The organism is Neobacillus sp. NPDC058068, assembly GCF_042885335.1.
GTDB lineage: Bacteria > Bacillota > Bacilli > Bacillales > Cytobacillaceae > Neobacillus.
On the sequence record NZ_JBHVSI010000019.1, the window covers coordinates 92,148 to 105,724 of the forward strand.

Annotated in this window: 12 protein-coding genes and 1 pseudogene; all 13 read left to right on the forward strand. The window is 36.3% G+C overall.

Going from position 1 to position 13,577, the window contains the following annotated elements; genetic code table 11:
* Window positions 1–224 precede the first annotated feature (224 nt).
* The 13 genes and pseudogenes from ACFVSW_RS21140 (at window position 225) to ACFVSW_RS21200 (ending at window position 13,258) form a co-directional block, all read left to right on the forward strand.
* The gene (locus tag ACFVSW_RS21140) at window positions 225–2,978 is read left to right on the forward strand and encodes a dynamin family protein (RefSeq protein ID WP_387318592.1); all 2,754 of its coding nucleotides are present in this window, start codon (window positions 225–227) and stop codon (window positions 2,976–2,978) included.
* Between the two features lie 266 nt (window positions 2,979–3,244).
* Window positions 3,245–3,676 (forward strand): hypothetical protein, encoded by a 432-nt coding sequence (locus tag ACFVSW_RS21145; protein ID WP_387318593.1) that lies wholly within the window; start codon window positions 3,245–3,247, stop codon window positions 3,674–3,676.
* 340 nt (window positions 3,677–4,016) lie between these two features.
* Window positions 4,017–4,382 carry a VOC family protein gene (locus ACFVSW_RS21150; RefSeq protein ID WP_387318594.1) on the forward strand — a complete coding sequence of 122 codons (366 nt, stop codon included), beginning with the start codon at window positions 4,017–4,019 and terminating at the stop codon, window positions 4,380–4,382.
* Window positions 4,383–4,421: 39 nt separating this feature from the next.
* Window positions 4,422–4,859: an SRPBCC family protein gene (locus tag ACFVSW_RS21155; RefSeq protein WP_387318595.1), complete on the forward strand. Its 438-nt coding sequence runs from the start codon at window positions 4,422–4,424 to the stop codon at window positions 4,857–4,859.
* A gap of 177 nt (window positions 4,860–5,036) precedes the next feature.
* Window positions 5,037–6,070: pseudogene (locus ACFVSW_RS21160) on the forward strand (serine hydrolase domain-containing protein).
* A gap of 115 nt (window positions 6,071–6,185) precedes the next feature.
* Window positions 6,186–7,991 carry a M3 family oligoendopeptidase gene (locus ACFVSW_RS21165; RefSeq protein WP_387318596.1) on the forward strand — a complete coding sequence of 602 codons (1,806 nt, stop codon included), beginning with the start codon at window positions 6,186–6,188 and terminating at the stop codon, window positions 7,989–7,991.
* A 173-nt stretch (window positions 7,992–8,164) separates the two neighbouring features.
* On the forward strand, window positions 8,165–8,575 hold the full coding sequence (locus ACFVSW_RS21170; protein WP_387318597.1) for a hypothetical protein: 411 nt from the start codon (window positions 8,165–8,167) through the stop codon (window positions 8,573–8,575).
* A gap of 89 nt (window positions 8,576–8,664) precedes the next feature.
* Window positions 8,665–9,156: a GNAT family N-acetyltransferase gene (locus ACFVSW_RS21175; RefSeq protein WP_387318598.1), complete on the forward strand. Its 492-nt coding sequence runs from the start codon at window positions 8,665–8,667 to the stop codon at window positions 9,154–9,156.
* Between the two features lie 138 nt (window positions 9,157–9,294).
* On the forward strand, window positions 9,295–9,792 hold the full coding sequence (locus ACFVSW_RS21180; RefSeq protein ID WP_387318599.1) for a GNAT family N-acetyltransferase: 498 nt from the start codon (window positions 9,295–9,297) through the stop codon (window positions 9,790–9,792).
* A gap of 128 nt (window positions 9,793–9,920) precedes the next feature.
* The gene (locus ACFVSW_RS21185; RefSeq protein WP_387318624.1) at window positions 9,921–10,376 is read left to right on the forward strand and encodes an NUDIX hydrolase; all 456 of its coding nucleotides are present in this window, start codon (window positions 9,921–9,923) and stop codon (window positions 10,374–10,376) included.
* Between the two features lie 160 nt (window positions 10,377–10,536).
* The gene (locus ACFVSW_RS21190) at window positions 10,537–11,112 is read left to right on the forward strand and encodes a hypothetical protein (RefSeq protein ID WP_387318600.1); all 576 of its coding nucleotides are present in this window, start codon (window positions 10,537–10,539) and stop codon (window positions 11,110–11,112) included.
* Between the two features lie 34 nt (window positions 11,113–11,146).
* Window positions 11,147–11,551 carry an NUDIX hydrolase gene (locus ACFVSW_RS21195; RefSeq protein ID WP_387318601.1) on the forward strand — a complete coding sequence of 135 codons (405 nt, stop codon included), beginning with the start codon at window positions 11,147–11,149 and terminating at the stop codon, window positions 11,549–11,551.
* Window positions 11,552–12,028: 477 nt separating this feature from the next.
* Window positions 12,029–13,258 carry an RtcB family protein gene (locus ACFVSW_RS21200; protein WP_387318602.1) on the forward strand — a complete coding sequence of 410 codons (1,230 nt, stop codon included), beginning with the start codon at window positions 12,029–12,031 and terminating at the stop codon, window positions 13,256–13,258.
* Window positions 13,259–13,577 lie beyond the last annotated feature (319 nt).

Here is a 13,577-nt window from a genome sequence, read left to right on the forward strand (position 1 = left end):
GGTCTTTGTCTTAATTATAACCCGCAGAACTCTCTATTGATACTAGCTCGAAAGTTTTAATTTGTCTCCAAAATGAAATACAACTGACATCCTTTTAAAAAGATCCTTTGGTAGAATCGTACTAATTGAGACTTATATTTTACATATCCGTCGAATAGTATGAGGAATAATTACGCCTCTTTTCCATATGAATGACATAGAGTGTTGCAATTGGAGGGAATGAAATGTCAATAGAGAAGCAATTAAAACAGAAAACGTATCATGAAATGTTCATCAATGAGCATGAAAATAGTCAGCCGATTCGTGTTCTTGGCGAAGCGTTTCAGGAGGAAGCAGAAAAGGATTTGCCTGATTTATCCCACATTCGCTTTGCCCAAGGTGAAGTCTATTTTCATTACAAAGATTTTGAAGCGGCGATTTTTAAATGGGAAAACATTAGTAATGATCTAGAGTCATGGGCGAAGAAAAATACCGCCGATGCTTACTATGAGTTAGGGATGCTATCGACGGCTGAGGATATTTACACAGCGATTGTCTCAGATGATCCAACCTTAAATACAGAAGTAGCGTTACAGTTATTTTCACTCTATATCGAGCGCGACAAGCTAGATGCAGCCGTTTCGGTGATGAAAAAAACGATCGATGCCAATCCTGATTACCCGAATGTTACCGAAATCGCCCGTACTTTTTTCGAGGAACAACAGGATTGGAATAATGCGATTGAACTAGCTGTAAATGAAGCCAAACGGACAGAATCGCCGGTTTGGTTTGATATGGTTATTACGTATGTAGAAAAGGGTGTAACGAAAAGCCTAGCACCTAGTTATTTTAGCCAAGCCTTGATCTTACTGTTTGAACTAGACAAGGAGAAATTTGAGCAGTTCGTTTCCGCGCTTTGGAACAGCTACAAGAATGAGGAAACTTATTTAGCGTGGTTAAGAGAAATCAACCACCTATTATTAAATCTTGACCTGGATCGAAATGAAAACTGGCCAGTGCTTTCCATGCTTCATAAGGAAACTTATTTTAGCTTTATTGACGGCAGATATTTTATTAAAAAAATTCAGGAATTTATCCCTGACCTGTTAACGAACTGGCTGCGGTTGGCTGACCAAGCTAATGTAGTCCTAGCGTCAGCAGCCGTGCTCTCTTGGAATGAGCTTTTTCCAGCAAGTATCAGTACGACGATTGTGAGTGAAGCAGAAAACCTAATCAGTATGACAGAAACAGACATGGATGAACTGGATGAGTGCCTGACACTATTTGATTCCATTATGAATTGGGCAGAGGACCATGAGATGGGTAAGAACCACCGTTTAAAATGGCTTGTCGATCAATTAATTGACTTTGACACCCAACATATATTCATTACCGGGTTAAGTGGCAGCGGGAAATCTTCGTTTGTTAATACAATTTTAGGGGAAGATTTGCAGGATAGCCCAACCTCATCTGTCGTCATGTTTAAAGACGAGAATGAATTAGCCATCACTGAAATTACCGACTGGGAGATTACCAATCTAGCTGGTTTTTCTGATTTCCAAGAACGAATGGATCGCCGCCGCAATGCGCTCGAATCAATCATTGAATTTAAGCGGCCGAACGCATTTTTAAAAGGAAATAGGGTTGCTTTCATTGATACACCGGGACTTAAGGGCAGCCTTCACGATCGTAATGAAATTCTGAAAAGTCTCCATGTTGCTGACAATGTCCTATTTGTGCTTGATGCTAATGTCCCGTTTACGGAAAAGGAGCGTAGTGTTCTAACACAAATTCAAGACGTAGCACCTGAGATTCCGATTCATTTTATTATAAGTAAAATGGATACAATTACCGGCGAGCAGGAAGCAATCAGGATTTTTGAGGAAACTAGGTCCACCATTCAAACTTATCTTCCGGAATCCCAAGTTTTTGCGTTTTCTTCGCAATATGAGGGCGGTTCACAGTTGAAGGATTTAAAAGAGTTTATTCAATCAATTAACAATTCGATAAACATAGAAGATAAGCGTCTGGCAAAGCTATTGTTCTATATTCGAACGACGATTGCCAGCCTGTTGCAAAAGCGGATTGATGTGGAGAATCAATTGGTAGAATCAGTGCGCTGGAATGAAGAAATGTTGATGAAGTTAACCGGAGCCGTCAATCAACTGAAGGATACGGAGGCACAAAAAACAAAAGCGTTCACGAAGTCATATCGCGCATTTAAAGATGCGATTGAAATCGATATTGCAGAGACAGTCCCGAGTTTGCTAAAGGAGTGTTCGGTCCTAATCAAGGAAGATAGCAATTTTAGCAATATCCACTTGGAATTAAATGACGAGATGAACAGACGACTTCAAGCTTACTTGGAGGAGCAGGTGATGCCGAAATATTACCGCTTGCTTCAGGATTGGATTGTGCGCTGCAAAGAGGAGTTTGAGCAAGGTCAGGAATTTTTGAATGAGATGGCAGAAAGCTTTAATCAGATGTACGGGGACGAGCGCCTCAAGCTGGAGTGTGACTTCAAAGTACTAGATGATTGGCGCCGCGATACGGACCGGATGACGAGCCGTTTTCAGCTGGATTCAATTAATATTCTGCTCCGCCGGACACCGTCGCAATTTTTATTAAAAAGCGCTGGAAAACTGTTTGGCGCCCTGTCGCAAAACAAAGCAATGCTTTATAACAAATACAAATCATTTGTCGAAAATGAGGATTATGATGAAGCGGCTAAGTTGGTCTGCCAGCAGTTTTTCCGTCCCTTTGAACTGTTTGAAAAATCATTGGAGCGGGATGTCACGATGTTTTTCAAGAGCCCGCTAACGATGTTGAATCGCTCTGTTGAAGAAGCAAGTGCCGGGATTCAGACGAACCAGGAAATGCTAAATAACATGAATGCTAATCCAGAAATGTTCCGCGATCCTCTGACACTATTTGAGGTGCGCCTGCGTCAATTCGAATGGATGACAGTCGCTGGAAAAGGCATGCAAACGATCTATTAATAGTATTGAAGAACGGTCACCAATTTTCTTTATTGGTGGCCGTTTTTCAGATTAATGCGATTTATGTAGTAAGGGACAAGCATGGAATTATGGCAAAATGGTGTATGGAAATATTCATGGATTAATCGCCACAGAAATGAATTGGAGAGAGCTATAGATTCAAAGATGTTGCAGAAGATATTTTTGGGTATAATTGGAGAATATCCATCTAGGAGTGAATGATAAAAAAGGTAGATAGAATTAAAATTGATAATGGGGGTTCTTGAATGAAAAAAATTCTTATGAATTTATCTATAGTTACTATCTTCCTAATAACTCTTATTGGATGCTCGAAAGAAGTTCCTAAAGAGTTTGATTTGAACCAACTAACTAGAGTAGATGTTCAAATATTAACAGGTGAACACAGTGACAACGAAATAATAATAACAGAGAAAGAAAAGATTAAAACTTTAAGAGAAGTATTTGCAAAAATTGAGTGGGAACAGAACGTAAAGGCTAAAATGTCTCGAAAAGAAGATGTGAAGGCTACTTTATTCTTCACGTTTGATAAAAATATGCCAGAGAGATTGTTTGAATATTTTATCTGGTTTAATCAAGGCGATGCATCAGCAACGATTATTGACAGAGAAGAGAATGCTTTAGGAACATTAGATAAAGAAAATGCCCAAACACTAAAAGCTATTCTGTTGAATAATTAAAAGAGCAGTTTTAAAAAAAAGGGTAGTGAGGCTAGTGGCGTTAGGAAGCTATATTAATTTGTTTCTTGGCATTTTAGTATTCTACGGCTGTAGGATCCTCTTTGATTCAAAGTATAAATACGGGGGAATAAAAAGACTACCAATTGAAGTTGTTATTTCGGCTATTTTAGTTCTGGTTGTGCAGTGGTTAATTAAACTGCTTTTTTAAAAAATTATCTGTTCAATAACGATGGTTTTACAAAGCAAAAGACGGTAAATGCCTTTTATCAATAATCGACTCATTTAAGTTTAAGAAGCATCAGTGATAAAATGAATTTATCAAAAATTGGGAGGGATTCTTTTGAAAAGTGCTAGTCCATATGTATTCATAGATAACTGCCGTGATGTCATGGAGTATTACCAAAGTCTTTTTGGCGGGGAAATAATTAATTTTCAAAAAAGCAAGGATGGCAAGTGTTTGCATGCCGAACTACACCTTGGTAACAGTATCATTCATTTTTCAGATACCTTCAGTAAAACCCATGAAGGGGATAACGTACGAATTAGCTTAGAATGTGAAAGCAAAGAAGAAATTAGAAGAGTGTATGACGCTCTAAGCAAAGACGGAAAGATAACTGCTGAGCTGCAGGATACATTCTGGGGAGCGATTCATGCAAACTTAGTCGATAAGTTTGGCATTGGCTGGCTGCTCAACTTTCAGAAATAATACGTATTTAAAAAAATCCATAAAGGGATGATTTAGTGTATGAACAACGTGACAAAAATGAAAATATTCAAACCAGCGAACGAGGTATTTGAAGCATTCGTCGATCCTACGAAAATCGGTCATTTTTGGTTCTCATCGAGTTCGGAAAGATGGGAGCAAGGTAAGACGATTACAGTGAGATATGTTGAATACAATGCGCAACTGGATATAGAAATAAAGGAAATCGAGGTAAATAAGAAAATCGAATTCCAATGGGGAGCAAATGGCGAAGGGCATATTGTTACGATTACGCTGAATGAGACGGATCATGCAACTACAATTATTGAAGTTAACGAAGCTGGATTTAATGAAAATGATGAAGCTCTAATTAGTCAATTGCTAGATAATAAAGAAGGCTGGGTTTTCATGCTGACCTGTTTAAAGGGTTATTTAGAATTTGGTGTGAACCAATTAAGAGGCGGATTAGTGAAGGAATGACCTGTAAAAAGAGCCAAAAGGCTCTTTTTTGTTGCATATTAATATTTATGTAATTGTTTAGTGACACTCTTTGATGAAATAAGAAAAATAAAATAATAATGAGCAGTCCAAAAATATACATTAGAACGTATATTCGTGTTAAAATTATTCTAATGTTGCAAAGAGCGGAGGGCTTTTATGAAGCTAAAAAATATAAACATTAGCGAGCGTATGGAACATTATAATGTAGCTGGTTTAAGTATCGCATTAATTGATAATGGCCAAATCAATATGACAGCAGGCTTTGGTGCCCTTGAGGCAGGAACCACAAATATTGTAAACAATAATTCTATATTTAATGCGTGTTCAATTAGTAAATTTGTAACGTCAATGCTAGTTATGAAATTAGCGGAACAAGGTGTCTTCGATTTGGATGAAGACGTAAATAACAGACTTTCATCGTGGAAGGTTCCTGATAATGAATTCACGAAAAATAATAAAGTAACATTACGGCGGCTGCTTTGTCATCAATCAGGGGTTATAGACCCGGATGGTAGTTTTCCTGAACTTAATTTCACTCAAGGATTTCCAGCTATGGTCGATTTATTGGAGGGAAGATCGCCTTATTGCAATGTACCTATTGAAGTGATGTATGAACCAGGGAGCGACTTTCAATATTCAGATGCAGGTTTTTGTATCATACAACAGCTAATAGAGGATTGCATTGGAAAGTCATTTTATGACGCAATGAATGAATATATATTTGAACCATTAAAAATGAAAAATAGTTCATTTCCACAGACAATACCAAAAGAAAGAAGAGAAGATTTTTCTTGTGGTCATAAAAATGGAAAGATAGTCAATGCTAAATATCCGATTTATCCCTATCCGGCAGCTTCCGGACTATGGACAACACCATATGATTTAGCCAGTCTGGTAATTGAATTTATGAGTTCTTTAAAAGATGAAAGTAAGATTGGTCTTTCTGCAAGTAAGGAAAAGAAATGATTAACTCACAGGGCTGTAAAGAGTGGACTGGACTAGGTGTTTTTCTAGATGAATCAGAGCATGAAATTGAAATTTCATCACTCGGCTGGGGTGTGGGCTTTCAATGTATGATGGTGGCGTATCCTTATTTAGAAACTGGAGCAGTGATAATGACGAATACCGATTTAGGGGTTCATCAATTGAAGGGGATTATCGGGGAAGTATACAATTCCCTTACTTTTTAATATTTCTTGTGACCTACTGGACAGTTTAGTGGAATTACCGCCCTTCATTTTTGGAATATTCAGAGTGGGTCAGGAATAGCTATTTGATTCATTATACAATTTAGGGGGAAATTGAATGAATGAAACTAGGTATAGAGAAGTTTGGGACTTAGAAAAATTATTTCCAGGGGGAAGCCAATCAATTCAATTTTGTTACCATATCGAACAGGTAGAGATAAAAGTTGATGAATTGGAAAATAGATTAGAATTTTTTCATACTCCACTTGAAATAAATGATTCGCTAAAAATAGCAGATATTATTGATCAAACAATTGGTATTCAGCTGAACTTGTCACAGGCAAATTCTTTTATTACTTGTCTTCTAGCGCAGAATCCAAAGGATCAGAATGCTGCCATACTCCGAGGAAAGACATCCTCTATTAGTGCCCGCTTTGAGTCTGCATTACAAAAAATAAAAAACGTCCTTGTAAACACAAACGAACTTTTGTGGAAAAGCCTACTTGATACTGATCGGTTAAGTGGCTATAAATTTATTCTAAACGAATGGCGAGAGAATGCTGAAAATCAGCTATCCGAAACAGAAGAAAGTTTAGTGTCCAATCTAATGGTTGATGGCTATCATGCTTGGGGACAGTTTTATAATTCTCTTATTAGTAGTATTAAAGTTAATATTTCAATCAACGGTGAAAATAACGAATTATCAGTTGGCCAAACGATTAATTTACGTTCCCATCCTGATGAATTAGTTCGAATGGAATCCCATAAGGCTTTAGAAGAAATATGGACTGAGAAAGAAGACCTGTTTGCAAAGATCCTCAATCATATTGCTGGTTTCCGATTACAAGTATACGAAAAGCGTGGTATAAAAAATGTTCTAGAAAAACCTCTTAAGGACAACCGCATTAAAGAGGAAACACTGAACGCCATGTGGGCAGCAGTTAATAAATACAAACAACTGTTTGCTGATTACCTAAACCAGAAAGCAAAAATGTTCGGTGATAAAAAGATGCAAGCCTATAATTTTTGGGCACCTATTTCACAAAGTACTCAAAAAATGAATTATGAAGAAGCTGTTGATTTTATAATAGAGCATTTTAGTCAGTTTGGAACGGAATTAGAAAGTTTTTCGCGCAATGCCTTTGAAAAGGGCTGGATTGAAGCAGAAAATCGACCGAATAAATCGGCTGTTGCCTTTTGTGCAGGGTTTCCACTTTCGGGAGAATCAAGAGTTTTTATGACATATGACGGGAGAATCACAAATGTCTTAACACTAGCACATGAGTTAGGTCATGCCTTTCATAACTATGCAATGAATCCCGTCAAAGGTATGAATAAAAAATATCCGATGATTATGGCTGAAACAGCCTCAACATTTTCTGAGCTGATCATGTTAGATGCAGCCATGGAAAAAGCGAACGGCACTAGCGAACGATTATTTTTACTGGATGAAAAATTAAAACGCACTGTGATGAACTTCATGAATATTCCTTCTAGGTTCTTGGTTGAGACGAGATTTTACGAGGAACGAAAACATGGAATCGTTTCTTCATCACGGATAAATGAATTAATGCAAACGGCAATGGTTGAAGCTTATCAAGGCTCCCTTGATGGTGCTTCTATTCATTCGTGGGTTTGGACACCACATTTTTATATTACTAATACTCCATTTTATAATTTTCCTTATACTTTCGGGTACTTATTTTCTCTTAACCTTTATGCACGGGCAAAGAAAGTAGGAAAAGAATTTGAAAAAAGTTATTTAGACCTGCTACGTGATTCAGGCAGGATGACCATTGAAGAATTGGTAATGAAGCATTTAGGGGAAGATATTACTTCACAAGCTTTTTGGGAAAAAGGAATGCAATTATCCATTAAAGATGCGGAAGAGTTTATTAACTTAACAAAAGGTTCAGGAGCTTAATAATGGGTAACTGCAACCATAAATCATGTTTATTGGATTAACAGGGCTGGATATATTCGGAAGGAAAGTGTATTTTCAATATAAGGATGTATCGGAAGCCTTTCAAATTCTTGGATATTGAGGTTAGTTTAGTAAAGGATTTTGGAAGCTAATATTTATGTAGGGGCGCTTAAATGAAAAAAATATTAATTGTCATCACTATTATGATAATAGCGATTGTCGGTCTTGCAGTTTTTCTTCTTGGACGAGTAGGAATCGATATAAAGGTGATAAATCAAACAAACGAAGAAATACCGGAGATGTATTTGACCTATGAAAATATTAATTCAGATATTAAGATCCCACCGCTCGCGCCGGGTGAAACCTATAAACTCAACTTGAATACGATTAAAAACTCCACTGAGGATTTTGTTGAGGGAGCTTTGCTGCTAAAGTATATTGATAATTTTGGATCTTTAAACACAGAATATGTAATTGGATATTTTGAAAAAGGATATTCAGGCAATGCTGTAATAAAAATAAAATCTATTGATGCAAATGGGAAACTTGAGATTGAAATCGAAGACAATCCGAAAATAAAATAATAATAAGGTTGTCAAAAGTTAATTACTTTATAAAATTTTGTTAGAAGGTGAATCCAATAGAGCCAAATGTATATTTAACTCGACCAACAATGGAATTAGAAACAGAATATCTGTCCTTTTACCGGGAATGGAAGGAAAGTGGAGAGGACATGGTCCCGTGGGTCATTAGTAAAGATCCCTCAAATTTCCAAGAAATGATTCAATTTTTTCTTGATTCCGAGAATGGAATAAATCTCCCTGAAAATTGGGTGCCTGACACAACGTTCTGGTTAGTTAATGATGATAAAAAAGTTATCGGTGCTGTTAATATTCGACATCGACTAACTGATAAGCTATTAAACTGTGGCGGACATATTGGTTATGGCATCCGTCCCTCTGAGCGGCGAAAAGGATATGCTACGAAACTTTTATCATTATCATTAGAAAAAGCGAAAGAACTAGGAATCCAAAAAGTCCTCGTTGTTTGTGACAAGAGTAATATTGGTTCGGAAAAAACAATATTGAATAATGGCGGCGTACCAGATTCGGACTTTATTGAAGAAGATGGAAATATTATTAAAAGGTTTTGGATTGAATTATAAAAATTTATTTTTCCAGCCTTTCCTCTTGTAAACTAAGTTCTAGGCGTAAACTAAAGTTTCCACTCAATATTTTAAATGATTATATTAGAAAAAATCCTTGTTTAAGAGTTTTCCTCGAACTATAGGGAGTTGAATTATTTGTTTGAAACAGATAGATGTTTTATTAATATCATTCAAGAATCGGATTATTTTGATGTGAAAAAATTATATGTAAATCAGGAAGTAAGAAGATATCTTGGGGGCATACGTCAGGAAGATTCGATTAGAGAAGTAATGGATGAAATGCTTAATTCAAGTGACGACTCTTTTTATTGGGTTGTAAGGGAAAAACACGCAGATAATTTTATTGGTTTGGTTTCTCTTGACCCTCACCACGAGAGAGTGTATATGGAAATCTCATATCAGTTTTTACCCAATTGGTGGGGATCTGGCTATGCAACAGAAGTAGTTCAAGTGATACTTACTTTTGCATTAAATGAATTGAATCTTGCAAAAATAGTGGCGGAAACACAAACTGCTAATAAGTTCTCTTGCAGGCTTCTAGAGAGAGTAGGTATGGAATTAGAAAGAACAATTAGCAGATTTGGAGCCGAGCAAGCGATTTATTCTATCCGATCATCGAATTTTAAAAAATGAATTCTTCTTAACGGAGAAGGGCTGTTTTTTGGAATTGTCTGCAACTGAGTAATTGAACCGGCATTAAAGACTGAAGGTTCTAACTTTTGGCTAGATTATTTAAAAATATAAAAATAGGTGATAAGAAAATGCCTCAGAATGGAATAGTATTAGTTGTTAGTGTTTCAATCATTAATGGCGACGAAGTTTTAATTATTAAAGAAAATAAACCATTTGCAATCAATAAGTGGAATTTTCCATCCGGACGTATTGAGTCTAAAGAAGATATACTTGATGCAGCCTGCAGGGAAGTAAAAGAAGAAACAGGATTTGATGTGAAACTTACTAGTACAACTGGTGTATATAACTTCATCAGTAGTTCAAATGATCAAGTGATTTTATTTCATTTTACCGCTGAAATTATTGGCGGATCATTGAGGCTTGAAGAGGACGTAATAATAGATAGTAAGTGGATAAAGGTATCTGAGCTCATGAATATTGATAATAATCAACTTCGTGACCCAAGTGTTATTAGGCAGATTGTAGATAGAATAGTAAATCAAAAGATTCATCCCATTACAATTTTTAATGATCGGTTAGTATAAGGCAAAGAAGATTGAATATAAAACGGAATTCTAAGTAAATAAACGGGCGCGGTTCTTCAATCATGAAGACCGCTTTTTTTCGAATAAAATAATTGAAGGTTATTTTCTCAAGATTACCGAATATATAAGGATGACAATTGGAAATTAGGAAGTGTTAATTTTGAACTATGTATTTATGGTACTTATTTTTGTTATTTCGTTTTATCAATTTATTATAAAAGGTTTCGATAAAGAAGTAATGGATACGTACTTTCCCAAATCACTATCAAACATAGCTAGCTATTTGTCTTTTGGGGCAATAAATTCATTTTTTGCTAATCGTTTCTTTGAAATTGACTGGATGCTTTGGATAACCTTTTATTCAATAATAGGAATACTAATTTGTAAAAAATCTGAAAAAGGTGAAGGAAGGTTTTCTCAAAAGTTAATAATTACTTTCATTTTTTTCTTGTTTTTTTCTACTTACCGAGTTCCAACTCATCCCGCTTCATTTGAAAACTATATTAATAGTAAAGAAATGTACCAATGTGTCGAAGGGCTGGAATGTGTAAAAGTAACACCGGAAATAACAGATTATGGTGCATTAAAGGCTAAGGTAGAAATTCTTTCAGTAAGAGAAGATACATTTGATTGGTATTTGCTGTTTGCAAAGGGCTCTATTCAACTTGCTGACGATAAAGGGAATATTGAAGAAATAAAAGGTGTAAATATTTGTGGATTTTGGATTGAATATTGAAAGGCATTTGTTGTAGAAAATGGAGGATATAAAGATGATACCAAAGCATATTGTTTCAGCGGCAGCTATTGTGCTAAATAAGCAAAATGAGATTTTATTAATAAAAGGCCCGCGAAGAGGATGGGAAATGCCTGGGGGACAGGTAGAAGAAGGAGAATCTTTGAAGGATGCAGCCATAAGGGAAACAAAAGAAGAATCTGGTATAGATATTGAAGTTACAAAATTTTGTGGAGTGTTTCAAAATGTAAATGATTGCATTTGTAACACATTATTTTTGGGAAAGCCTGTGGGAGGAGAACCAGCAACAAGCTCGGAAAGTCTAGAGGTAGGCTTCTTTCCGATTAATGAAGCATTAGAAATGGTCACTTGGAAAAATTTTAGACAACGAATTGAGTACTGCTTAACAGAAAAACTTCATCCTTTTTATATAGAATTTTAAATAGTCTAGTAGTAATTGGAAGGAAAAGGAGGTCAACAGATAATGACCAATTTATATTTAATAAAGGAGTCCGGAGGTGCCTTATGCAGTTATTATTTTGGCCTTGTACGATTGCCTCACTCATTCTCTCCATTATAGCCATAGGTACAAGGAAACCTAAACTCCTTGTAATATCCTCAATCCTTATATTACCAATGTCTTTATACCTAGCGGCTACACCACTTTTTCTAGTTTGGGGTTTAATATTTCCAGGCCTTTATCTTGTTGCGGGGAAATTTATAGCAAATAAAAGGATCTGGTTAGCCATTTTGTTTGTCATTCCCAATTTTATTTTAGTCGGATGGCTGGGATGGATTTTAATAAATCAGTAGATTTGAAATGGATCTTTTCTCCAATCAAAACAATTAAAAATACGTTGCCCAAATATCCAATTGATGGTAGCCTTTTGGTAATCTGCTTTTGAAGGAGGGAAAACAAGTGATTAATGTAACGGGGTCACAAACAGAAGCAAAGGTATTTTCAAATTATCCGCAGGAAACAGCGATTGAGCAGATTCAAGAACTGTGCAATCAGGCTTTTTTAAAGGAAACAAAAATTAGTATTATGCCAGATTATCATGCTGGAAAAGGCTGTGTGATTGGCACCACTATTCAGTTAAAGGATAAAGTTGTCCCCAACCTGGTTGGCGTCGATGTCGGCTGTGGTGTCTTAACCGTCAAGCTGCAGGACAAAAAAGTGGATTTTAATAAGCTTGATCAGGTTATCCGTACCTATGTCCCAAGCGGGCAGGATCTTCATTCAGAGGAGACGGTCAGGTTTATTAACACGAGTTTTCCGCCCATTCAAGAATTTAAAGCGGAGCATATTTTAAGTGAAAATAGAAGTCTTTATAGCTTAGGAACACTTGGCGGAGGCAATCATTTTATCGAAGTCTCTGTCGATTCCGATGGCCGTCACTATTTAACGATTCATACAGGCAGCCGTTATGTTGGATCAAAGATTGCCACCTACTATCAAAAAGTAGCCATTTCAAGGCATCGTCAACATGACTTAGGCGAGATGATTGAAAAATTAAAGGCGGAAGGACGTCAAAAGGAAATCCAGGCAGCCATCCAAGGCTACAAGGATAAGAATCCTGTTATTCCAAACGATTTAGCCTATTTGGAAGGCGAGGACTTTGAAAATTATATTTATGATATGAAATTAGCGCAAAGCTTTGCGAAAGCAAACCGTGAAGAAATTGCCAGGGCGATTACCGATAATATGGGCTTTGAAGAAATAGAACGTTTCGATACGGTGCACAATTACATTGATACCGACAATCTGATTTTACGAAAAGGTGCGGTTTCCGCGCAAAAAGGCGAACGTCTTATTATCCCAATTAATATGAGGGACGGGTCCATTTTAGCAGTCGGCAAAGGCAACGAGGACTGGAATTATTCGGCACCGCATGGGGCTGGGCGCGTCCTGAGCCGGACAAAAGCGATGAAGACCTTAAACATGAATGATTTCCACAATACCATGAAAGGCATCTGGACGACATCTGTTTCTGAAGAAACACTTGATGAAGCTCCAATGGCCTATAAGTCGATGAACGAAATTTTAGAAAAGGTTGAAGAAACAGTTAAGATTGCCAGCTTTATCAAACCGGTTTATAACTTTAAAGGTAGTGAAAAATTCAGCCCAACCAGATATAAAAGATCATAGGCTACGCCAATTATTTGCTGATTCCATTAATATCTTCTGAGAAGAGGAATACCCAAAATGAATAAAACTAGAATTAGTAGCAATATTATTTTCTATTTTTTTGCAATCGTCTTTTTCTACATCTTCTTTAAAATTCTTAGTTATATCGTTGAGTTTTTTTATTCCCCAGAAAATCAATTATCTGATGTATTAGCAATTTTTATATTAGTAGTGATTGTTATCCCCCTTTCAGTCTACTCATCTGAGAAGGTTATTAAAATAATAAAAAACAATTAACCACTACGAATTGACGATATACAGCATTTTTCAAAGATTAATC

Excerpts from the sequence above, each read along its gene's own strand:
- ACFVSW_RS21185 (WP_387318624.1), top strand. The coding sequence starts at position 9,921 with ATGCCTCAGAATGGAATAGTATTAGTTGTTAGTGTTTCAATCATTAAT.
- ACFVSW_RS21145 (WP_387318593.1), top strand. The coding sequence starts at position 3,245 with ATGAAAAAAATTCTTATGAATTTATCTATAGTTACTATCTTCCTAATA.
- ACFVSW_RS21175 (WP_387318598.1), top strand. The coding sequence starts at position 8,665 with ATGGAATTAGAAACAGAATATCTGTCCTTTTACCGGGAATGGAAGGAA.
- ACFVSW_RS21170 (WP_387318597.1), top strand. The coding sequence starts at position 8,165 with ATGAAAAAAATATTAATTGTCATCACTATTATGATAATAGCGATTGTC.
- ACFVSW_RS21155 (WP_387318595.1), top strand. The coding sequence starts at position 4,422 with ATGAACAACGTGACAAAAATGAAAATATTCAAACCAGCGAACGAGGTA.
- ACFVSW_RS21165 (WP_387318596.1), top strand. The coding sequence starts at position 6,186 with ATGAATGAAACTAGGTATAGAGAAGTTTGGGACTTAGAAAAATTATTT.
- ACFVSW_RS21195 (WP_387318601.1), top strand. The coding sequence starts at position 11,147 with ATGATACCAAAGCATATTGTTTCAGCGGCAGCTATTGTGCTAAATAAG.
- ACFVSW_RS21140 (WP_387318592.1), top strand. The coding sequence starts at position 225 with ATGTCAATAGAGAAGCAATTAAAACAGAAAACGTATCATGAAATGTTC.